The organism is Xanthobacter sp. YC-JY1, assembly GCF_021730305.1.
Taxonomy (GTDB): Bacteria; Pseudomonadota; Alphaproteobacteria; order Rhizobiales; family Xanthobacteraceae; genus Xanthobacter; species Xanthobacter flavus.
This window is the reverse complement of record NZ_CP032674.1, coordinates 3,111,917-3,133,009: the sequence shown is the minus strand read 5'-3', so window position 1 is coordinate 3,133,009 and position 21,093 is coordinate 3,111,917. Positions and strand designations below refer to the sequence as shown.

Below are 21,093 nucleotides of genomic sequence, written 5' to 3'. Positions count from 1 at the left end.
CGCGCATCGTGAGCCTCAGGGCCTAAGGTTTTGTTGATAATCGTGGCAGGATTTAAGTCACCGGCGATTCTCTCCCTTAAATCCGTGCGAATGGTGCACGCATCAGGGCGGCAGATCGCCTGAACGGATCGCCGGAATGGTACAAGAGCGCATGCGGGGTCGCCAGAAGAAGGACCAGGGAACCACCGTCCGGCGCAAGAAGAGCCGTCGGGCGGGGCCGCTGGGCACCCGGCTTTTCATCGTCGCCTTCGCGCTGGCGGGGGGCTTCGTGGGCGCGACCATCCTCGGGCGCGACGGCGGCGGCATACCCTCGGCCATCATCGCGGCGCTGGCCGTGGTCGGGGTGGTTGAACTGTTCCTGGCCGCCCGCCGCACCTTCAAGGGCGCCGAGCCGGAGGACCCGCTGGGCGCGATTGCCCTTGCGGCATCCGGCGACGCCATGGCCGTGGTCGAGGATGGCGAACGGATCGTCGAGGCGAACGCAGCCTATCTGCGCATGTGCCGCAGTGGTACCGCCGAGCCGCCTCTGCCCGAGCGCTTCCTCTCCCGCATTCCCGGCAGCCAGACGACCGTGGGTGAGCTGCTCAATGCCGTTGCCGGCTCGACGGTCCACCTGAGCACCATGCCCTTCGGTAGCGGCGTGCGCGGGCGGCAGCTCGAGGTCTCCGTGCATCCCGTGGGCGGACCGCGGCGCGTGCTGTGGACGCTGCGCATGGTCGATACCGCCGAGGGCGAGGCGCCGACTTTCGCTCCGGTGCCTGCTCCCGCCGCGCATCCTGTCGCGCCTCCTCCTGTCGCGCCGGTTGTCGCGAAGCCGCTGCCGGCCGCGCCCGCGGTGCGTCCGCCCGACCCGGTGGTGGTGGCGCCTGCGCCGGTCGTCGCTGTTCCCGTTCCCGCTCCGCTTCCTGCGACCGAAGCCAATGCACCTGCACCGACGCCGGCGGCCCCCGAGGGCTACGCCGGGCCGGACCTCGTGGCATCTTGGGAAGAATTGCCGGCCGGGCTGCTGCGCATCGTCGGCGGGCGGGTGGTTGACCCCAACCTCACCTTCTGCCGCATGCTCGGCTACGCCCTCGCCGAATGGGGGCCGGATGGCATGGCGCTCAGCCGCATCATCGCCCCGGAAAGCATGCCCGCCCTCGCGGCGGCGCAGGCGAATGGCGGCCGCGCCTCGCTGGTGGCCTCGCTCCGGCGCAAGGACGGCGCGGCGCTACCGGTTCTGCTGCGCATCGCCGCTGCCCCTGACGGCACCGGCGCCGTCGCCCTGCCGCTCGACGCGGTGGAAGGCGCGCTTGGCGCCGCTTCCCCCCGGACCACGGACACCCCGGCCCCGCGGCGCGACGGCACCGAGGTTCTCGGCGACCTGTTCTTCCGCCGGGCGCCGCTGGCCATGGCGCTGGTGGACCGCTCCGGTGGCGTGCGGGCCGCCAATGCGGCCTTCGAGCGCCTGTTTGGCCGCGATGCAGCCGGCCGCCCGCTGACCGCGCTGGTTTCGGACCCCTCCGGCACGGAGGCGCTGCTCGCGGCAGCCGCCGGCGCCAGCGAGCCGCCGGCGCCCTGCGACGTGACCTTGGCCGGCGGCAGCGCCCGCTCGGTCCGTTTCTATGCGGCGCCCCTCGATCCCAGCGGCGACATCGCCTTGTGCGCCATCGACATGACCGAGCAGCGGGCGCTGGAGGTGCAGTTCGCCCAGTCGCAGAAGTTGCAGGCGGTGGGGCACCTCGCCGGCGGCGTGGCGCACGACTTCAACAACGTGCTCACCGCCATCATCGGCTATTGCGACCTGCTCCTCGCCAAGCACCGGCCGAGCGATCCGTCCTTCCCGGACATCATGCAGATCAAGCAGAACGCGAACCGCGCCGCCGGCCTCGTGCGGCAGCTGCTCGCCTTCTCCCGCCGCCAGACCCTGCGCCCGCAGGTGATCGAGCTCGGCGACGTGATCTCGGACGCCGCCGCCTTGCTGCGCCGCCTCATCGGCGAGCGCATCACCCTCGACGTGGAGCACGCCCGCGATTTGTGGCCGGTGAAGGTGGACGTGAACCAGTTCGAGCAGGTGATCGTGAACCTCGCGGTCAATGCCCGCGACGCCATGCCCGACGGCGGCACCCTCACCATCCGCACCGGCAACGTGCCGGCCGCCGGCTGCGCCGCCTACGGGCAGGGGCTGCCGGAGGGCGACTATGTGATGGTGGAGGTGGTGGACACCGGCACCGGCATCCCGCCCGACATCATGGACAAGATCTTCGAGCCCTTCTTCTCCACCAAGGAAGTGGGCAAGGGCACCGGGCTCGGCCTGTCCACCGTCTATGGCATCGTGCAGCAGACCGGCGGCACCATCCTCGCCGACAGCGAGATGGGGCGCGGCACCATCTTCCGCGTGTTCCTGCCCCGTCATGTGGCCGGCACCGAGGAGGAAGAGGCGCCCAAGCCCGCCGAGCCGGAGCCCAAGGCCGGCGACACCACGGGGCAGGGGCGTCGCGTGCTGCTGGTGGAGGACGAGGACGCGGTGCGCGCCTTCGCCAGCCGCGCGCTCGCCAATCGCGGCTACGAAGTGCTGGCCGCCGCCAGCGGTGTCGAGGCGCTGGAATTGATCGAGCGCGAGGGCAAGGTCGATCTCGTCATCTCCGACGTGGTGATGCCGGAGATGGACGGCCCGACCCTGCTGCGGGAATTGCGCAGCCGCGAGCCGGGGCTGAAGGTGATCTTCATTTCCGGCTATGCAGAGGAGGCGTTCGCCCGCAACCTGCCGCCGAGCGAGCATTTCTCCTTCCTGCCTAAGCCCTTCTCGCTGAAGCAGCTGGTCGCCGCCGTGAGCGAGACGCTCAGGGCCTGATCCTGCGCCGGTGGGTACCGCTGCTGTTCTCTAACGTTATGAGAAAACGGGCATATCGGCTCCCGTCCGGCGTTTGGGCAAGTGGCCGCGCGCTCTAGACGGGCAGCCCGCGATTGCGCATTGTCAAGGCGCGGCCCGCCCGGCGGTCGCCAGATCAGGCCACCGCGCCCGATCTGCGGTCGGGCTGGCCGGCGAGGGGGAGGACCCTGACTTGACATCAAGACGCACGAATATGCGGCGCCGGGAACTGGCGGGCTGGTCCCGCATCGCCGTGGCGCTGGCCTTCGGCTGGACCACGAGCCTCTATCCGGCCTTCGCCCAGCAGAGCGCGCCCGACGCCGGCGCGGCAGCAACCCAGGCGCCGATCCCGCCACCCACGACGCCGCCCGCGGCCGCGCCGCAAGTGGCGCCCGAGGTGGCGCCGCCGGTCGCGCCTCCTGCGGCTCCGCCCGCCACCACGGCCGTGACGCCGCCGGCTGCGCCTGCACCTGTCGCGCCTGCCGGCGCTGCTCCTGCGGGGGCCGCGCCGGTTCCGGTCGTTCCGGCCGGGGCGCCGCCCGCCGATACGCCGCCGGCGTCCGCGCTCTACACCCTCGCCGAGCTGGAAACCCTGCTCGCGCCCTATGCGCTCTATCCAGACACTTTGCTCGCGCAGATGCTGCCGGCCACCGCCTATCCGCTGGAGCTGGTGCAGGCGCAGCGCTGGCTGGAGAGCCACAAGAGCGCGGTGAAGAAGGGCGATTTCTCCGGCGCCGATGCCCAGAAGTGGGACTCCTCGGTGAAGGCGCTGACGCGCTTCCCCACCGTGGTCGCCAAGCTGAATGAAAACCTCGATGCCACCCAGTCCATCGGCTACGCCTTCGTCAGCCAGCCGGAGGACGTGTCGGTGGCCATCCAGGCCCTGCGCGCCAAGGCCGAGGCGGCCGGCTCGCTGAAGACCAACGACAAGCAGGTCGTGACCACCCGGCAGGAGGACGGCCGGAATGTGGTCTACATCACCTCGGCCGACCCCAACGTGGTCTATGTGCCGACCTACGATTCCTCCACCATCTACACCGCGGCCGGCGTCGGCCTGCTGGCTTTCGGCGCCGGGGTGCTGGTGGGCAGCGCCTGGAGCAATCCGTGGAACTGGGGCCGCGGCTGGGTCTATCCGCCGCCGTGGCCGGGCTATCCCGGCTGGCGCCCGCCGCCGCCCCGCCCGCCGGGCGGCTGGCCCGGTGGTCCCGGCCATCCCGGCTGGCCCCCGCCTCCCGGCTATCCCGGAGGCCCGGGTTATCCCGGCTACCCGGGCAAGCCCGGCGGTCCCGGTTATCCGGGCTATCCCGGCAAGCCGGGTGGTCCTGGTTATCCTGGTGGTCCGGGCGGCCCGGTGGGTCCGTGGAAGCCGAATCCCGGCAAGCCGCTTCCGGGTAAGCCCGGCTATCCGGGTGGCCCCGGCGGCGTTGGTGGCCCCGGCAAGCCCGGCGGACCGGGTGGTCCCGGTGGTCCGGGTGGTCCGGGTGGTCCCGGTAAGCCGGGCGGTCCCGGCGGTCCCGGTTATCCGGGTGGTCCGGGTGGTCCGGGCAAGCCGGGTGGACCGGGCACTCCCGGTGGTCCGGGTGGTCCCGGCGCTCCGGGCAAGCCAGGCGGTCCCGGTGCTCCCGGCAAGCCCGGTGGGGCCGGCGGTGCGGGCAAGCCGGGCGGTGCGGCCCCCACGGCGAAGCCGGTCAAGCCGACCGGCGGGTCGCAGCAGCTCAAGAAGGGCGGCGGCGGCAAGACGAGCGTGAAGCCCGCCAGCCGTCCGGCCGGGCCGCCGAAGCAGTACCGCGGCGGTGGCGGCGGTGGTGCCAAGTTCCAGGGTGGCGGACGCGTCGGTGGCGGCGGCGGTGGCCGTCCGGGCGGCGCACGCCCCCATCGCTGAGCTGGTGCCGGGCACGCCCCGGCGCCGACCCTCACAGAATCGCCGTGGCGGATGCGCCCCGGCGCTTCGGCAACTCCCGGCGCGACTCGCTCGCGCCGGGAGGCCTACGGATGCCGGAGCCTTCGCCGGTCCGCAGGGCAGGGGAAGGCTGGAAGATGCACACGGCATTGTGTCGCACGGATGCAACAGTCGCTCGCAACCGCATCTTGCACAGAATTGAGGCCCTCCCGATCTACCTCCCGCGAGAGAAGCGCAAGCCGGCTCCGGCCCAGCTTTCGCGGCGCTGCGAAAGGGGCGGCGCGGCGGTCGCGGACGGGCTGCCCCGGACGCACCCGCGATCCTCCACCAAAGGCATGACACCTTGGCCGAACCGCGCACTTGCCTCCCTTCTGGCGCTGCGATAAGGCTCTCGCGTCGTTTCGAACTTCTCTAGCCGGACGGCGCGGTAACGCTTCAGGCGATCAGCCGTTTCAAGCTCCTTTTGACCCTGATGGGTGAGCCAAGCGCGCTGCCCACGGCACCGACCGAGCGCTCCGAGGTGCGAGCAAGATGAACGCGTTGCTCATGGACTATCTGCCGGTGGTGATCTTCATCGGCGTTTCCGCGGTGATCGGCCTGGCCCTGCTGGTGTCGCCCTTCATCGTCGCCTACCAGAACCCGGACCCGGAGAAGCTGTCCGCGTACGAGTGCGGCTTCAACGCATTCGACGACGCGCGCATGACGTTCGACGTGCGATTCTACCTGGTGTCCATCCTCTTCATCATCTTCGACCTTGAGGTCGCCTTCCTCTTCCCGTGGGCGATCAGCTTCGGTGGCCTCGGCGACCTCGGCTTCTGGTCGATGATGATCTTCCTCGGCGTGCTCACCGTCGGGTTCATCTACGAATGGCGCAAGGGAGCTCTGGAATGGGACTGACCCCTTCGGCCACCAAGCCCGAGATCGCACGCGCCTCGACCGGCATCGTCGATCCCTCCACCGGCCGTCCCGTCGGCGCTGATGATCCCTTCTTCAAGGAGATCAACAACGAGCTGGCGGACAAGGGCTTTCTCCTCACCACCGCCGATGATCTCATCACCTGGGCGCGCACCGGCTCCCTCATGTGGATGACCTTCGGTCTCGCCTGCTGCGCGGTGGAGATGATGCAGGCCTCCATGCCGCGCTACGACGTGGAGCGCTTCGGCTTTGCGCCGCGCGCCTCGCCGCGCCAGTCGGACGTGATGATCGTCGCCGGCACGCTGACCAACAAGATGGCCCCGGCCCTGCGCAAGGTCTACGACCAGATGCCGGAGCCGCGCTACGTCATCTCCATGGGCTCCTGCGCCAATGGCGGCGGCTACTACCACTTCTCCTATTCGGTGGTGCGCGGCTGCGATCGCATCGTGCCGGTGGACATCTACGTGCCGGGCTGCCCGCCCACCGCGGAAGCGCTGCTCTACGGCATCCTGCTGCTGCAGAAGAAGATCCGCCGCGTCGGCACCATCGAGCGCTGATCGGGAGCCGGTGTGATGGACGAGACCCTCAACGACCTCGCCGCCCACGTATCGGGCGCCCTGCCGGGCGTGGTGATCGGCACCGAGATCGCCTATGGCGAGCTGGCGCTGCTCATCGAGCCGTCGCAGATCGTCAAGGCGGTGACCTTCCTCCGGGATGATCCGGCCTGCCAGTTCACCTGCATCGTGGACGTGTGCGGCGTGGACTATCCGGCCCGCGAGAAGCGGTTCGACGTGGTGTATCACCTGCTTTCCGTGAAGCAGAACGCCCGCATCCGCCTCAAGGTCGCCACCGACGAGGACACCCCGGTGCCCTCCATCACCGGCGTCTTCCCCGGTGCCAACTGGTTCGAGCGGGAAGCCTACGACATGTACGGCATCCTGTTCACCGGCCACCCGGAGCTGCGCCGCCTGCTGACGGACTACGGCTTCGACGGCCACCCTCTGCGCAAGGACTTCCCGACCACGGGCTTCGTGGAGGTGCGCTACGACGACGCCCAGAAGCGCGTGGTCTACGAGCCGGTCCGCCTGCCGCAGGAGTTCCGGAACTTCGACTTCCTCTCGCCGTGGGAGGGCGTCGAATACGTCCTTCCCGGTGACGAGAAGGCCTCGGGCCAGCCGCCCGCGCCGCCCAAGGCCGGGTGAGGGAGCGTCTCATGGTTGATGTCGCCGACGAGATGAAGCCCGCGGACAAGGTCCGCAACTTCCAGATCAATTTCGGCCCGCAGCATCCTGCGGCGCACGGCGTGCTGCGCCTTGTGCTGGAGCTGGACGGCGAGGTGGTGGAGCGGGTGGACCCGCACATCGGCCTCCTGCACCGCGGCACCGAGAAGCTGATCGAGGCCAAGACCTACCTTCAGGCCGTGCCCTATTTCGACCGGCTCGATTATTGCGCGCCGATGAACCAGGAGCACGCTTACTGCCTCGCGGTGGAGAAGCTGCTGGGCATCGAGGTGCCCAAGCGCGGCCAGCTCATCCGCGTGCTCTATTCCGAGATCGGGCGCCTGCTCTCCCACCTCCTCAACGTCACCACGTTCGCCATGGACGTGGGCGCGCTGACCCCGCCGCTGTGGGGCTTCGAGGAGCGCGAGAAGCTCATGATCTTCTATGAGCGCGCCTCCGGCAGCCGCATGCATGCCGCCTATTTCCGGCCCGGCGGCGTCCATCAGGACCTGCCCCGGCAGCTGGTGGAAGACATCGGTGCCTTCTGCGACCCGTTCCTGAAGCTGGTGGCGGACCTCGACGCCCTCGTCACCAACAACCGCATCTTCAAGCAGCGCACCGTGGACATCGGCATCGTCTCGGTGGACGAGGCGCTGTCCTGGGGCTTCTCCGGCCCGGTGCTGCGCGGCTCCGGCGCGGCATGGGACCTGCGCCGCGCGCAGCCCTACGAGTGCTATTCGGAACTCGATTTCGACATTCCGGTGGGCAAGCACGGCGACTGCTACGACCGCTATCTCGTCCGCATGGAGGAGATGCGCCAGTCCACGTACATCATGAAGCAGTGCGTCGAACGCCTGCTGAAGGAGACGGGACCGGTCCACACTCAGGACCACAAGGTCGCGCCGCCGAAGCGGGCCGAGATGAAGCGCTCGATGGAAGCGCTCATCCACCACTTCAAGCTCTACACCGAGGGCTTCCACGTGCCGGAAGGCGACGTGTATGCCGCGGTGGAAGCGCCCAAGGGCGAGTTCGGCGTCTATCTCGTGTCGGACGGCACCAACAAGCCGTACCGCTGCAAGATCCGCGCTCCGGGCTTCGCGCACCTGCAGGCCATGGACTTCCTCAATCGCGGCCACATGCTGGCCGACGTTTCCGCGGTGCTCGGCTCGCTCGACATCGTGTTCGGGGAGGTGGACCGCTGATGGCCCGCCTTTCTCTCGCCCTTTGCCCGATGCCGGCGCGCTTGCGCGCGGCTTCTTCCGGGATCTGAACCATGTCCGTCCGCCGCCTCGCCGCCGAGCAGCCCGAGAGCTTCAGCTTCACGCCGGAGCTTGAGGCCATCGCGCAGAAGCTGATCGCCAAGTATCCGGAAGGCCGGCAGGCCAGCGCCGTGGTGCCCTTGCTGTGGGAAACCCAGAAGGCCGCCGGCGGCTGGCTGCCCGAGCCCGCCATCCGCGCGGTCGCCGATCGCCTCGGCATGGCGAATATCCGCGTGCTGGAGATCGCCACCTTCTACACCATGTTCAACCTTGAGCCGGTGGGGAAGTATTTCGTCCAGCTGTGCGGCACCACGCCCTGCATGCTGCGCGGCGCGGAAGCCATCAAGCACGTCTGCGAGAAGAAGATCGGCCACGAGCGGCACGTCTCGGCCGACGGCACCTTCTCCTGGCTCGAGGTGGAATGCCTGGGCGCCTGCACCAATGCCCCCATGGTGCAGATCAACGATGATTATTACGAAGACCTGACCCCCGAGAACTTCGAGAAGCTGCTCGACGATCTCGCTGCCGGCCGTCCGGTGAGCGTGGGTCCGCAGAATTCGCGCAAGGGCTCCGAGCCGGAGGGCGGCCCGCGCGTGCTGCTCGATCCCGCGCTCTATGATTTCAAGGCCACCGTGCCCGCCGCCGGCGGTGGTGGCACGGAGACGCCGGATCTCCTCTCCGCCGGCCGCGCCCGCGCGGCGTCGGAGAGCCCGGCCGATCCCCTGGGCGCCACGGCGGCGGCCCAGGAAAAGGCGGCCGACGGCGCCGACACCCGCGACAAGCGCGAGGCTATCGCCGCGGAGGCGCAGGCCTCCAGCCCGTCCGTTACAGGTTCCGACCGTGAGCCGGTGAAGACCGGCACCGGCGTGCGCGATCCGGAGGAGTGAGGCCCATGCTCGCCGACAAGGACCGCATCTTCACCAATCTCTACGGCTTCCACGACTTCGGTCTGCAGGGCGCCCTCAAGCGCGGCAACTGGGACGGCACCAAGGCCATCCTGGAAAAGGGCCGCGACTGGATCATCAACGAGATGAAGGCGTCGGGCCTGCGCGGCCGCGGCGGCGCCGGCTTCTCGACAGGCATGAAGTGGTCCTTCATGCCCAAGCAGTCCGATGGCCGCCCCCACTATCTGGTGGTGAACGCCGACGAATCCGAGCCCGGCACCTGCAAGGACCGGGAGATCATGCGCAACGATCCGCATACGCTGATCGAGGGCTGCCTGATCGCCTCCTTCGCCATGGGCGCCCACGCGGCCTACATCTACATCCGCGGCGAATACATCTTCGAGCGCGAGCGCCTGCAGGCGGCGGTGGACCAGGCCTATGAGGCGCGCCTCATCGGCAAGGACAACGTCCACGACTATCCCTTCGACCTCTATGTGCACCACGGTGCCGGCGCCTATATCTGCGGCGAGGAAACCGCGCTGCTGGAGAGCCTCGAGGGCAAGAAGGGCATGCCGCGCCTGAAGCCCCCGTTCCCCGCGAACATGGGCCTCTATGGCTGCCCCACCACGGTGAACAACGTGGAGAGCATCGCGGTCGCCCCCACCATCCTGCGGCGGGGCGCGGCCTGGTTCTCCTCCATCGGCCGCCCGAACAATGTGGGCACCAAGCTGTTCTCCCTGGCCGGCCACGTGAACACGCCCTGCGTGGTGGAAGAGGCCATGAGCATCCCCTTCAAGGAGCTCGTGGAGAAGCATGGCGGCGGTATCCGCGGCGGCTGGGACAACCTGCTCGGCATCATCCCCGGCGGCGCGTCCTGCCCGGTGATCCCCGGCGAGCAGTGCGAAGATCTCATCATGGACTTCGACGGCACCCGCGCGGTGAAGTCGTCTTTCGGCACCGCTGGCGTGCTGGTGATGGACAAGTCCACCGACATCATCAAGGCCATCGCCCGCATCTCCGCCTTCTTCAAGCATGAGAGCTGCGGCCAGTGCACGCCGTGCCGCGAGGGCACCGGCTGGATGTGGCGCGTGGTCAACCGCATGGCCGAGGGCCGCGCCCAGAAGCGCGAGATCGACTTGCTGCTGGAAGTCACCACCCAGATCGAGGGGCACACCATCTGCGCGCTCGGCGATGCCGCCGCGTGGCCGGTGCAGGGCCTCATCCGGCACTATCGTCACGTGATCGAGGCGCGCATCGACCAGTATGCCGCCAACCCGCATCCGGAGCCGGTGGTTCCGGTGGCGGCGGAGTAGCAAGCACCCCGCCGGGCGCGCCGACGCGACGGGCGGGGAGGGATGTCTTAAGGGGCGGGCGCTGTGCGTTCGGCCCCGGCCGTGCAGAGCGCGGCACAAGGTGAGGTGGAAGTGATGGCGAAGATCGTCGTCGACGGAACCGAGGTCGATGTACCTGCCGAATACACGCTGCTTCAGGCGTGCGAGGCGGCGGGCGTCGAGATTCCGCGCTTCTGCTTCCATGAGCGGCTGTCCATCGCGGGCAACTGCCGCATGTGCCTTGTGGAAGTGAAGGGCGGCCCGCCCAAGCCCACGGCGTCCTGCGCCATGGCGGTGAAGGACCTGCGCCCCGGCCCCAACGGCGAGCCGCCCGTGGTGCTCACCAAGAGCCCAATGGTGAAGAAGGCCCGCGAAGGGGTGATGGAGTTCCTGCTCATCAACCACCCGCTGGATTGCCCGATCTGCGATCAGGGCGGCGAGTGCGACCTGCAGGACCAGGCCATGGCCTACGGCGCGGACACCTCGCGCTTCGCCGAGAACAAGCGCGCCGTGGAAGACAAGTATATCGGCCCGCTGGTCAAGACCTCCATGAACCGGTGCATCCAGTGCACCCGCTGCGTGCGCTTCTCCACGGAAGTGGCCGGCGTGCCGGACCTCGGGGCCATCGGCCGCGGCGAGGATATGGAGATCACCACCTATCTCGAGCACGCCATGCGTTCCGAGATGCAGGGCAACGTGGCGGACCTCTGCCCGGTGGGCGCGCTGACCCACAAGCCCTACCAGTTTCACGCCCGGCCGTGGGAACTGGTGAAGACCGAGTCCATCGACGTCATGGATGCGGTCGGCTCCAACATCCGCATCGACACCCGCGGTCGCGAGGTCATGCGCTTCCTGCCGCGCAACAACGACGTGGTGAACGAGGAGTGGATCTCCGACAAGTCCCGCTATGTGTGGGACGGCCTGAAGGTCCAGCGCCTTGATCGCCCCTATGTGCGCAAGGACGGCCGCCTCGTGTCCGCCACCTGGAGCGAGGCGTTTGCCGCCATCGCCGCCAAGGTGAAGGGCACCGCTCCCGCCAGGATCGGCGCGCTCATCGGCGACCTTGCCAGCGTGGAAGAGGTGTTCGCCCTCAAGACGCTCATGGGCAAGCTCGGCTCCGCCAACATCGACGCGCGTCAGGACGGCGCCAAGCTCGATCCGGCGCTGGGCCGCGCGTCCTACGTGTTCAATCCCACCATCGCCGGCATCGAGCAGGCCGACGCCATCCTCCTCGTGGGTAGCGACCCGCGGCATGAGGCGTCCGTCATCAATGCGCGCATCCGCAAGCGCTGGCGCCAGGGCGGGCTGAAGATCGGCCTCATCGGCACCAAGGTGGACCTCACCTACACCTACGACTATCTCGGCGCCGGCCCCGACAGCCTCGCCGATCTCGCCGGCTCGTCCGCCTTCGGCGACATCCTGCGCAAGGCCGAGCGGCCGCTGGTCATCGTCGGCCAGGGCGCGCTGGCCCGGCCGGATGGCGCCGCGGTGCTCTCGCTGGCCGCCCGCGTGGCGGTTGCCGTGGGCGCGGTGAAGGACGGCTGGAACGGCTTCGGCGTGCTGCACACCGCGGCGGCCCGCGTCGGTGCCCTCGATGTGGGCGCAGTGCCCGGCGCCGGCGGGCTGGACGTTGCGGCCATGATCGCCCCCGGCGCGCTGGACGTGGCTTTCCTGATGGGCGCGGACGAAGTGGAGGTCGCCCCCGGCGCCTTCGTCGTCTATCTCGGCACCCATGGTGATCGCGGCGCCCACCGGGCGGACGTGATCCTGCCCGGCGCCGCCTATCCCGAGAAGTCGGGCATCTATGTGAACACGGAAGGCCGGGTGCAGTTCGCCAACCGCGCCGCCTTCCCGCCCGGCGAGGCGCGCGAGGACTGGGCGATCCTGCGGGCTCTGTCCGAAGTGCTGGGCCAGACCCTGGCCTTCGACAACATGCAGGCGCTGCGCGCCCAACTCGTCTCGGCCTATCCCCACCTCGGCCATATCGACGAGGCGGTGGAGGCTGATGCCGGTGCCGTGTCGGCCCTTGCGGGTGTCGGCGGCAGCGTGGACAAGACGGCGTTCGCGCCGGTGATCGAGGACTTCTTCCTCACCAACCCCATCGCGCGGGCTTCCGCCGTGATGGCCGAATGCTCCGCGCTGCGCCTTGCGGCGGCGGCGGAAGCGGCGGAGTAGGCGATGGGCACGGTGAACCGGACGGCTGCGAGCTTCACGGAAACGCGGACATGAACTGGCAGGACACCCTCATCCAGGTGCTCATCATCCTCGGGCAGAGCCTTGCTCTGCTCGTGGCGCTCCTGATCTTCATCGCCTTCATCCTGCTGGCGGACCGCAAGATCTGGGCGGCGGTGCAGCTGCGCCGCGGTCCCAACGTGGTGGGGCCGTTCGGCCTCCTGCAATCCTTCGCCGACCTTCTCAAGTTCGTGCTGAAGGAGCCCACCATCCCGTCGGGCGCCAACAAGGCGATCTTCCTGTTGGCCCCGCTCGTCACCTGCGTGCTGGCGCTTGCCGCCTGGGCGGTGGTGCCGATCGCACCGGGCTGGGTCATCGCCGACCTGAATGTCGGCGTGCTCTACATCTTCGCCATCTCGTCGCTCGGCGTGTATGGCATCATCATGGGCGGCTGGGCTTCGAACTCGAAGTATCCCTTCCTCGCCGCGCTCCGCTCCGCGGCGCAGATGGTGTCCTACGAAGTCTCCATCGGCTTCGTCATCATCACCGTGCTGATGTGCGCCGGCTCGCTGAACCTCTCGGAGATCGTCGAGGCGCAGAACGGCCGCTTCGGCTTCCTCGGCTGGTACTGGCTGCCGCTGCTGCCCATGTTCGTCATCTTCTTCGTGTCGGCCCTGGCCGAGACGAACCGCCCGCCCTTCGACCTCGTGGAAGCGGAGTCGGAACTGGTGGCGGGCTTCATGACCGAATACGGCTCGACCCCCTATCTGCTGTTCATGCTCGGCGAGTACGTGGCGATCATGACCATGTGCGCCATGGGAACCATCCTGTTCCTCGGCGGCTGGCTCTCGCCCATCCCGTTCGCGCCCTTCACCTGGGTGCCGGGGCTGGTGTGGTTCGTCCTCAAGCTCTGCTTCATGTTCTTCCTGTTCGCGATGGCGAAGGCCATGGTGCCCCGCTATCGCTACGACCAGCTCATGCGGCTCGGCTGGAAGGTGTTCCTGCCGATCTCCCTCGTCGCCGTCGTGGTGGTCGCGGGCGTGCTGCACTTCACCGGGACGGCGCCGCAATGACCGTTCCTTCCGCCCTTTCGCACAGCCTTCGGGGAGAGCGCCTGTGAAGCTCGATCAGGCCGCGCGCGCCATCTTTCTCACCGAGCTCGTCTCGGGTTTCTTCCTCGCCATGCGCTATTTCTTCAAGCCCAAGGCGACGTTGAACTATCCCTTCGAGAAGGGCCCGCTCTCGCCGCGCTTCCGCGGCGAGCACGCCCTGCGCCGCTATCCCAACGGGGAAGAGCGCTGTATCGCCTGCAAGCTGTGCGAGGCCATCTGCCCAGCGCAGGCCATTACCATCGAGGCCGGCCCGCGCCGCAACGACGGCACGCGCCGCACCACCCGTTACGACATCGACATGGTGAAATGCATCTATTGCGGCTTCTGCCAGGAGGCGTGCCCGGTGGATGCCATCGTCGAGGGACCGAACTTCGAGTTCGCCACCGAGACGCGCGAGGAACTCTACTACGACAAGGAAAAGCTGCTCGCGAACGGCGACCGGTGGGAGCGCGAGATCGCGCGGTCCATCGCGCTCGACGCGCCTTATCGCTGAGCGGCGAAACGAACACGGCCGGCATCCTGCCGGTCTTCTGGAACGGGACCGGCGACGCGTGGCGACGCGCGGCGCCATAGATCGGACTTTCGGGATGCGTCGGGTTTTCGGGATGCGTCAGGACATCAGAGGGGCTGGCCGCCTTGCGGGGCCGGACATGACCGGCGCGGGCGCGCCGCGGGCAGGGGGGCTACGCGCATGAGCGTCGCGGCAGCGTTTTTCTATCTCTTCGCCTTCGTGCTGGTGGCGTCCGCCTTCATGGTGATCTCCTCCCGCAACCCGGTGCAGTCGGTTCTGTTCCTCATCCTCGCGTTCGTGAACGCGGCGGGCCTCTTCATCCTCATCGGCGCCGAGTTCCTCGCGCTGATCCTGGTGGTGGTCTATGTGGGCGCGGTGGCGGTGCTCTTCCTCTTCGTCGTGATGATGCTCGACGTGGACTTCGTGGAGCTGCGCCAGGGCTTCCTGCAATACCTGCCGGTGGGCGTCGTCGTCGGCCTCATCTTCCTCGCCGAGCTGGTGCTGGTGGTGGGGGCGTGGGTGACCGGCCCCGGGGTCTCCTCGGCCGTGAAGTCCTCGCCGGGCGGCATCGCCACGGAGAGCAACGTGCGCGCCATCGCGCAGGTGCTCTACACGGACTACATCTACTTCTTTCAGGCCGCCGGCTTCGTGCTGCTCGTCGCCATGATCGGCGCCATCGTGCTCACGCTGCGCCACAAGGTGAACGTGCGCCGGCAGAACATCACGGCTCAGGTGACGCGCTCCTCCACCATCGAGGTGGTGAAGGTGCGTCCCGGCCAGGGCCTCTGAGGGGGATGGGCATGGACATCGGTCTCTCCCACTATCTGACCGTCGCGGCGATCCTGTTCACGCTCGGGACGCTCGGCATCTTCCTCAACCGGAAGAACGTCATCGTCATCCTCATGTCGGTGGAGCTGATCCTGCTCGCCGTGAACATCAACCTCGTCTCGTTCTCCGCCTTCCTCGGGAACCTGACGGGCCAGGTGTTCGCGCTGCTCGTGCTCACCGTCGCCGCAGCCGAGGCGGCCATCGGCCTCGCCATCCTCGTGGTGTTCTACCGCAACCGCGGTTCGATCGCCGTCGAGGACATCAACGCCATGAAGGGCTGAGGCCATGTATCAGGCGATTGTCTTCCTCCCCCTTCTCGGCTTCCTCATTGCCGGCCTGTTCGGCAAGAAGATCGGTGACCGCGCCAGCGAGGTGGTGACCACCTCCTTCCTGTTCGTCGCGTGCCTGCTCTCCTGGATCGCGTTCTTCTCGGTCGGCTTCGGCGACCACGACACGCGCGTGCAGGTGATGAAGTGGATCTATGTGGGCGACCTCAAGGTCGACTGGGCGTTCCGCATCGACACCATGACGGTGATCATGCTGATCGTCGTCACCACCGTGTCCTCGCTCGTCCATCTCTACTCCATCGGCTACATGCACGAGGATCCGAGCCGGCCGCGCTTCTTCGCCTATCTCTCGCTGTTCACCTTCGCCATGCTCATGCTGGTGACGGCGGACAACCTGCTCCAGCTTTTCTTCGGCTGGGAAGGCGTGGGCCTCGCCTCCTACCTGCTCATCGGCTTCTGGTATGAGAAGCCCTCGGCGAACGCGGCGGCCATGAAGGCCTTCGTAGTGAACCGCGTGGGCGACTTCGGCTTCATGCTGGGCATCTTCGCCATCTTCGTGATGACCGGCTCCATCGCCTTCGAGGAGGTGTTCGCCGCCGCCCCGGGCCTTGCCGGCAAGACCATCACCTTCCTGGGCCACCACTGGGATGCGCCGACGGTGATCGCGCTGCTGCTGTTCGTCGGCGCGTGCGGCAAGTCGGCCCAGTTCCTGCTGCACACCTGGCTGCCGGACGCGATGGAAGGCCCGACCCCGGTCTCGGCCCTCATCCACGCCGCCACCATGGTGACCGCGGGCGTGTTCATGGTGGCGCGCATGTCGCCCATCTTCGAGCTGTCGCAGACCGCGCTCAACGTGGTGATGCTGGTGGGCGCCACCACCGCCTTCTTCGCCGCCACCGTTGGCCTGGTGCAGAACGACATCAAGAAGGTGATCGCCTACTCCACCTGCTCCCAGCTCGGCTACATGTTCGTGGCCATGGGCGCGGGCGCCTATTCCATCGGCATGTTCCACCTGCTCACGCACGCCTTCTTCAAGGCGCTGCTCTTCCTCGGTGCCGGCTCGGTCATCCACGCCATGCACCATGAGCAGGACATGCGGCACATGGGCGGCCTTCGGAAGAAGATCCCCTTCACCTACTGGACGATGGTGATCGGCACGCTGGCCATCACCGGCTTCCCCTTCCTCGCCGGCTATTACTCCAAGGACGCCATCATCGAGGCGGCCTATGCGAGCCACAACTACTTCCACGTCTACGGCTACTGGATGACCGTGATCGCCGCGGCGCTCACCGCCTTCTATTCCTGGCGCCTGATCTTCCTCACCTTCTGGGGTCACCCGCACGACCATCATCATTATGAGGCCGCGCACGAGAGCCCGCTGGTGATGACCATTCCGCTGGCCGTGCTGTCCCTCGGAGCGATCTTCGCGGGCTGGGCCTTCCACGGCATCTTCGTCGGGCACGGCGTGGAGCACTTCTTCCGCCATTCGATCTTCATGGGGGCGGAGAACCACATTCTCCACGCCATGCACGAGATTCCCGGCTGGGCGGCCTACATGCCCACGGTGATGATGGTGATCGGCTCGCTCTTCGCCATCTGGTTCTATCTGGTGAACCCGAAGGTGCCCGTGCAGCTCGCGAAGTCGCAGGACGCGCTGTACCAGTTCCTCCTGAACAAGTGGTACTTCGACGAGATCTACAACTTCCTCTTTGTGCGTCCGGCCCTCTGGCTCGGCCGCACCCTGTGGAAGCGTGGTGACGGCACGATCATCGACGGCTTCGGCCCGGATGGCGTCTCGGCCCGCGTGCTCGACATCACCCGCGGGGTGGTGCGGCTGCAGACCGGCTACCTCTACCACTACGCCTTCGTGATGCTGATCGGCGTCGCGGCCCTCATCACCTGGTTCATGTTCGCCGGAGTGTGACGATGACCGACTGGCCCATCCTCTCCGTCGTCACCTTCCTGCCGCTGGTCGGGGCGCTCTTCATCCTCGTGGTGCGGGGCGACGACGAGGTCTCCGCGCGCAACGCCCGATGGGTGGCGCTGTGGACCACGCTCGTCACCTTCCTGGTGTCGCTGCTGCTGCTGCCGGGCTTCGACGCCTCGGCTCCCGGCTTCCAGTTCGTGGAAAAGAAGGCGTGGCTCGGCGATCTCGCTTCCTACCACATGGGTGTGGACGGCATCTCGCTGCCCTTCGTCATCCTCACCACCTTCCTCATGCCCTTCTGCATCCTGGCCTCCTGGGAGAGCGTGCATAAGCGCGTGAAGGAATACATGATCGCCTTCCTGGTGCTCGAGACCATGATGCTCGGCACCTTCACGGCCCTCGACCTCGTCCTCTTCTACTTCTTCTTCGAGGGCGGCCTCATCCCGATGTTCCTCATCATCGGCGTGTGGGGCGGGCCGCGCCGCATCTATGCGGCCTTCAAGTTCTTCCTCTACACGCTGGCCGGCTCCGTGCTGATGATGCTCGCCATCATGGCCATGTACTGGAAGGCCGGCACCACCGACGTGCCCACCCTGATGCAGTTCGGCTTCCCGTCGGGCATGCAGTTCTGGCTATGGCTCGCTTTCTTCGCCTCCTTCGCGGTGAAGATGCCCATGTGGCCGGTGCACACCTGGCTGCCTGATGCCCACGTGGAAGCGCCGACGGCCGGCTCCGTCATCCTGGCGGGCGTGCTCCTGAAGATGGGCGGCTACGGCTTCCTGCGCTTCTCGCTGCCCATGTTCCCGGAGGCGAGCCACTATTTCGCGCCTCTGGTGTTCACCCTTTCCGTGGTGGCCATCATCTACACCTCGCTCGTCGCGCTGGTGCAGGAGGACATCAAGAAGCTGATCGCCTACTCGTCCATCGCCCATATGGGCTTCGTGACCATGGGCATCTTCGCCATGAACGAGCAGGGCCTGCAGGGCGCCATGTTCCTCATGATCTCCCACGGCTTCGTCTCGGCCGCGCTGTTCCTGTGTGTGGGCGTCATCTACGACCGCCTGCACACCCGCGAAATCGCCGCCTATGGCGGCCTCGTGAAGCGCATGCCGCTCTACGCCACGGTGCTGATGGTGTTCACCATGGCGAATGTCGGCCTGCCGGGCACGTCGGGCTTCATCGGCGAGTTCCTGACCATGCTCGCAGCCTTCGAGCGCAACACCTGGGTCGCCTTCTTCGCGGCCACCGGCGTCATCCTCTCCGCGGCCTACGCCCTGTGGCTCTACTGGCGCGTCGTGTTCGGCCCGCTGGAGAAGGAGAAGCTGAAGTCCATGATGGATCTCTCGCCCCGCGAGATCGTCATCATGGTCCCGCTGGTGATCCTCACCATCCTGTTCGGCGTGTGGCCCGCGCCCATCCTCAACATGACATCCCATGCGGTGAACGCGGTCGTCGCGCGCACCGATTCCGTGGCCGGCGCGGTGAAGACCGCCCTGCTGCTGAGCTTCTGATTTTCGAGGACGCCTCATGTCGCAGCTCCTGCCTCCCCTCGGCGCGGTCCTGCCGGAACTGGTGCTCGCCGTCTCGGCCATCGTGCTGATCCTCATCGGTGCGTTCCGCGGGGAGGGCTCGGCCAATCTGGTCACGGGCCTTGCCATCGCGGTGCTCGCCGCGGCGGGCGTGCTGGTGCTGCTTCAGCCGGGCACCGAAGTCTCCGCCTTCAACGGCTCGCTGGTGATCGATCCCTTCGGCCGCTTCATGAAGGTGCTGGTCTCCATCGGCGCGCTGGTCTCCCTCATCATGTCGGTGGACTGGCAGGCGCGGGAGAAGCAGGCGAAGTTCGAATATGCGGTGCTGGTGGTGATCGCCACGCTCGGCATGTTCATGCTGGTGTCGGCCGGTGACCTCATCGCCCTCTATCTCGGCCTCGAGCTGATGAGCCTCTCGCTCTACGTGGTGGCCGCCATCAATCGCGACTCGGTGCGCTCCACCGAGGCGGGCCTGAAATATTTCGTCCTCGGCGCACTCTCCTCGGGCATGCTGCTCTACGGCGCCTCGCTGATCTACGGCTTCACCGGCTCGGTGAACTTCCTGCAGATCGCCGCCGTGGCCAAGGAGCCGAGCATCGGCCTCATCTTCGGCCTCGTGTTCCTGGTGGCGGGCCTGTGCTTCAAGGTGTCGGCCGTGCCGTTCCACATGTGGACGCCGGACGTCTATGAAGGCGCGCCCACCCCGGTCACCGCCTTCTTCGCCTCCGCCCCGAAGGTTGCCGGCATGGCCATCTTCGTGCGCGTGCTGATCGAGGCGTTCCCCCACGTCTCGCACCAGTGGCAGCAGATCGTCGCCTTCGTGTCGCTTGCCTCCATGGTGCTCGGCGCCTTCGCCGCCATCGGCCAGCGCAACATCAAGCGACTGCTCGCCTACTCCTCCATCGGCCACATGGGCTTCGCCCTCGTCGGCCTCGCCGCCGGCACCGCCGAGGGCGTGCGCGGCGTGCTGGTCTACATGGCCATCTACCTGATGATGACGCTCGGCACCTTCGCCTGCGTGCTCACCATGCGCCGCAAGGGCCAGGCGGTGGAGACGGTGGACGACCTCGCCGGTCTTGCCCGCCGCAACCCGCTGATGGCGCTGATGCTGGGCGCGCTGATGTTCTCGCTGGCCGGCATCCCGCCGCTCGCGGGCTTCCTCGCCAAGTACTACGTGTTCGTCGCGGCCATCCAGGCGGGCCTGTATGGCCTCTCCGTGGTGGGCGTGCTCGCCTCGGTGGTAGGCGCCTTCTATTACCTGCGGATCGTCAAGATCATGTATTTCGACGAGCCGGTGGACGCCTTCGACCCCATGCCGACCGAGCTGAAGGCGGTTCTGGCGGTGAGTGGCCTTTTCACCATCTTCTATTTCGTCTATCCCGCTCCTCTTATCGAGGCTGCGAGTGCCGCTGCCCGTTCGCTCTTCTGAGACGATGGCTCATTACGAATTCCAGGGTTCCACGGTTCCCATCGTCCGCTTCACCCAGATCGGCTCCACCAACGCCGAGGGGATGGCGCGCCTCCAGCGGGGCGAGACCTTCCCGGTGTGGCTGGTCGCCGACATCCAGACGGCCGGGCGGGGACGCCGCGGCCGTCCGTGGACGTCTGAGCTCGGCAATCTCTTCGCCACCCTGGTGCTGCCCAATCCGGCGCCGGTGGCGAACCTGGCCCAGCTCTGCTTCGTCGCCGGCCTCGCGCTGCGGGATGCGGTGATCTCCGCCGCGCCGCAGATCGCGACCGAGCACATGAAGCTCAAATGGCCGAACGACCTCCTGATCGAGGGCGGCAAGGTGGCCGGCATCCTGGTGGAGGGCGGCACCGATCCGCACGGCCGCCCCGCCGCCGTCATCGGCTTCGGCGTCAACTGCCTGCATCATCCCGAGGATCTGCCCTACAAGGCGACCAGCCTGGAAGCCCTCGGCGCGCCCACCGCGCCCGACCGGATGCTGGAAGCGCTCGACCTTGCCATGGCGGTGCGCCTCAACCAGTGGAACGCCGGCGCGGGCTTTCCCGCCATCCGCTCGGACTGGATGCGCCATGCCCTCGGCATGGGCGATCAGGTGAGCGTCAAGATCGGCGAGCGCGAGGTGGTAGGGCGCTTCGAGAACATCGATACGCGCGGCGCCATGATGCTGCGGCGTCGGGACGGCGTGGCCGAGATCATCACCGCGGGGGATGTGTCCCTCGGCAAGCCCGACTGATCGTCGCGGCGGGGTCTGAAGGCTTGCAATGCGGCGGCGGGGCTCCATCATATGCCCGCCCGCCTTTTCCTGAGCCTCGCGTCGCGGGGCTTTTCCTGTTTGGCGCGTCACGCGCTCGTCGGCGCTCCCATGCGCCGGCGCGCCGGGCGCTGCGTTTGGAAGTGAC

At 67.7% G+C, this 21,093-nt stretch carries 17 protein-coding genes; all 17 read left to right on the top strand.

The genetic code is table 11. The features are described 5' to 3' along the window. Positions 1–151: 151 nt before the first annotated feature. The 17 genes from D7006_RS14655 (at position 152) to D7006_RS14575 (ending at position 20,927) form a co-directional block, all read left to right on the top strand. Positions 152–2,833 carry a PAS domain-containing sensor histidine kinase gene (locus D7006_RS14655; protein ID WP_237353570.1) on the top strand — a complete coding sequence of 894 codons (2,682 nt, stop codon included), beginning with the start codon at positions 152–154 and terminating at the stop codon, positions 2,831–2,833. A gap of 232 nt (positions 2,834–3,065) precedes the next feature. After that, positions 3,066–4,733, top strand: coding sequence for a DUF3300 domain-containing protein (locus D7006_RS14650; RefSeq protein WP_237353569.1), 1,668 nt, complete (start codon positions 3,066–3,068; stop codon positions 4,731–4,733). A gap of 549 nt (positions 4,734–5,282) precedes the next feature. Next, a complete protein-coding gene (locus D7006_RS14645) occupies positions 5,283–5,648 on the top strand; it encodes an NADH-quinone oxidoreductase subunit A (protein ID WP_024278565.1) in 366 nt (121 codons plus the stop codon). Beyond that, on the top strand, positions 5,639–6,223 hold the full coding sequence (locus D7006_RS14640; RefSeq protein WP_169124260.1) for an NADH-quinone oxidoreductase subunit B family protein: 585 nt from the start codon (positions 5,639–5,641) through the stop codon (positions 6,221–6,223). The genes D7006_RS14645 and D7006_RS14640 overlap by 10 nt, the downstream gene beginning before the upstream one ends. A 15-nt stretch (positions 6,224–6,238) precedes the next feature. Further along, positions 6,239–6,868 (top strand): NADH-quinone oxidoreductase subunit C, encoded by a 630-nt coding sequence (locus D7006_RS14635; protein WP_169124259.1) that lies wholly within the window; start codon positions 6,239–6,241, stop codon positions 6,866–6,868. Positions 6,869–6,900: 32 nt separating this feature from the next. Then, entirely contained in the window at positions 6,901–8,088 is a 1,188-nt protein-coding gene (locus tag D7006_RS14630; RefSeq protein ID WP_237356916.1) for an NADH-quinone oxidoreductase subunit D, read from the top strand. Positions 8,089–8,159: 71 nt separating this feature from the next. After that, on the top strand, positions 8,160–9,032 hold the full coding sequence (gene nuoE / locus D7006_RS14625) for an NADH-quinone oxidoreductase subunit NuoE (RefSeq protein ID WP_237353568.1): 873 nt from the start codon (positions 8,160–8,162) through the stop codon (positions 9,030–9,032). 5 nt (positions 9,033–9,037) lie between these two features. After that, positions 9,038–10,342: an NADH-quinone oxidoreductase subunit NuoF gene (nuoF, locus tag D7006_RS14620; protein WP_169124258.1), complete on the top strand. Its 1,305-nt coding sequence runs from the start codon at positions 9,038–9,040 to the stop codon at positions 10,340–10,342. Between the two features lie 114 nt (positions 10,343–10,456). Then, positions 10,457–12,535, top strand: coding sequence for an NADH-quinone oxidoreductase subunit NuoG (nuoG, locus tag D7006_RS14615; protein ID WP_237353567.1), 2,079 nt, complete (start codon positions 10,457–10,459; stop codon positions 12,533–12,535). Between the two features lie 50 nt (positions 12,536–12,585). Next, complete coding sequence (nuoH, locus tag D7006_RS14610) at positions 12,586–13,605, top strand: NADH-quinone oxidoreductase subunit NuoH (RefSeq protein WP_169124256.1); 1,020 nt, start codon at positions 12,586–12,588, stop codon at positions 13,603–13,605. Between the two features lie 43 nt (positions 13,606–13,648). After that, positions 13,649–14,137, top strand: a complete 489-nt coding sequence (gene nuoI, locus D7006_RS14605) for an NADH-quinone oxidoreductase subunit NuoI (RefSeq protein ID WP_024278573.1) — start codon at positions 13,649–13,651, stop codon at positions 14,135–14,137. A 198-nt stretch (positions 14,138–14,335) separates the two neighbouring features. Next, positions 14,336–14,944 (top strand): NADH-quinone oxidoreductase subunit J, encoded by a 609-nt coding sequence (locus tag D7006_RS14600; protein WP_169124255.1) that lies wholly within the window; start codon positions 14,336–14,338, stop codon positions 14,942–14,944. 11 nt (positions 14,945–14,955) lie between these two features. Further along, positions 14,956–15,264, top strand: a complete 309-nt coding sequence (gene nuoK / locus D7006_RS14595) for an NADH-quinone oxidoreductase subunit NuoK (RefSeq protein WP_024278575.1) — start codon at positions 14,956–14,958, stop codon at positions 15,262–15,264. Positions 15,265–15,268: 4 nt separating this feature from the next. Beyond that, positions 15,269–17,194 carry an NADH-quinone oxidoreductase subunit L gene (nuoL, locus tag D7006_RS14590; RefSeq protein WP_169124254.1) on the top strand — a complete coding sequence of 642 codons (1,926 nt, stop codon included), beginning with the start codon at positions 15,269–15,271 and terminating at the stop codon, positions 17,192–17,194. 2 nt (positions 17,195–17,196) lie between these two features. After that, the gene (locus D7006_RS14585; protein ID WP_169124253.1) at positions 17,197–18,708 is read left to right on the top strand and encodes an NADH-quinone oxidoreductase subunit M; all 1,512 of its coding nucleotides are present in this window, start codon (positions 17,197–17,199) and stop codon (positions 18,706–18,708) included. Positions 18,709–18,724: 16 nt separating this feature from the next. Further along, positions 18,725–20,155, top strand: a complete 1,431-nt coding sequence (nuoN, locus tag D7006_RS14580) for an NADH-quinone oxidoreductase subunit NuoN (protein ID WP_169124252.1) — start codon at positions 18,725–18,727, stop codon at positions 20,153–20,155. Between the two features lie 4 nt (positions 20,156–20,159). After that, the gene (locus D7006_RS14575) at positions 20,160–20,927 is read left to right on the top strand and encodes a biotin--[acetyl-CoA-carboxylase] ligase (RefSeq protein ID WP_169124251.1); all 768 of its coding nucleotides are present in this window, start codon (positions 20,160–20,162) and stop codon (positions 20,925–20,927) included. Positions 20,928–21,093: the final 166 nt, after the last annotated feature.

What these genes read in the sequence shown, in the direction of transcription:
- D7006_RS14655 (WP_237353570.1), top strand. Translation starts at nt 152, where the DNA reads ATGCGGGGTCGCCAGAAGAAGGACCAGGGAACCACCGTCCGGCGCAAG.
- D7006_RS14650 (WP_237353569.1), top strand. Translation starts at nt 3,066, where the DNA reads ATGCGGCGCCGGGAACTGGCGGGCTGGTCCCGCATCGCCGTGGCGCTG.
- D7006_RS14645 (WP_024278565.1), top strand. Translation starts at nt 5,283, where the DNA reads ATGAACGCGTTGCTCATGGACTATCTGCCGGTGGTGATCTTCATCGGC.
- D7006_RS14640 (WP_169124260.1), top strand. Translation starts at nt 5,639, where the DNA reads ATGGGACTGACCCCTTCGGCCACCAAGCCCGAGATCGCACGCGCCTCG.
- D7006_RS14635 (WP_169124259.1), top strand. Translation starts at nt 6,239, where the DNA reads ATGGACGAGACCCTCAACGACCTCGCCGCCCACGTATCGGGCGCCCTG.
- D7006_RS14630 (WP_237356916.1), top strand. Translation starts at nt 6,901, where the DNA reads ATGAAGCCCGCGGACAAGGTCCGCAACTTCCAGATCAATTTCGGCCCG.
- nuoE (WP_237353568.1), top strand. Translation starts at nt 8,160, where the DNA reads ATGTCCGTCCGCCGCCTCGCCGCCGAGCAGCCCGAGAGCTTCAGCTTC.
- nuoF (WP_169124258.1), top strand. Translation starts at nt 9,038, where the DNA reads ATGCTCGCCGACAAGGACCGCATCTTCACCAATCTCTACGGCTTCCAC.
- nuoG (WP_237353567.1), top strand. Translation starts at nt 10,457, where the DNA reads ATGGCGAAGATCGTCGTCGACGGAACCGAGGTCGATGTACCTGCCGAA.
- nuoH (WP_169124256.1), top strand. Translation starts at nt 12,586, where the DNA reads ATGAACTGGCAGGACACCCTCATCCAGGTGCTCATCATCCTCGGGCAG.
- D7006_RS14600 (WP_169124255.1), top strand. Translation starts at nt 14,336, where the DNA reads ATGAGCGTCGCGGCAGCGTTTTTCTATCTCTTCGCCTTCGTGCTGGTG.
- nuoK (WP_024278575.1), top strand. Translation starts at nt 14,956, where the DNA reads ATGGACATCGGTCTCTCCCACTATCTGACCGTCGCGGCGATCCTGTTC.
- nuoL (WP_169124254.1), top strand. Translation starts at nt 15,269, where the DNA reads ATGTATCAGGCGATTGTCTTCCTCCCCCTTCTCGGCTTCCTCATTGCC.
- D7006_RS14585 (WP_169124253.1), top strand. Translation starts at nt 17,197, where the DNA reads ATGACCGACTGGCCCATCCTCTCCGTCGTCACCTTCCTGCCGCTGGTC.
- nuoN (WP_169124252.1), top strand. Translation starts at nt 18,725, where the DNA reads ATGTCGCAGCTCCTGCCTCCCCTCGGCGCGGTCCTGCCGGAACTGGTG.
- D7006_RS14575 (WP_169124251.1), top strand. Translation starts at nt 20,160, where the DNA reads ATGGCTCATTACGAATTCCAGGGTTCCACGGTTCCCATCGTCCGCTTC.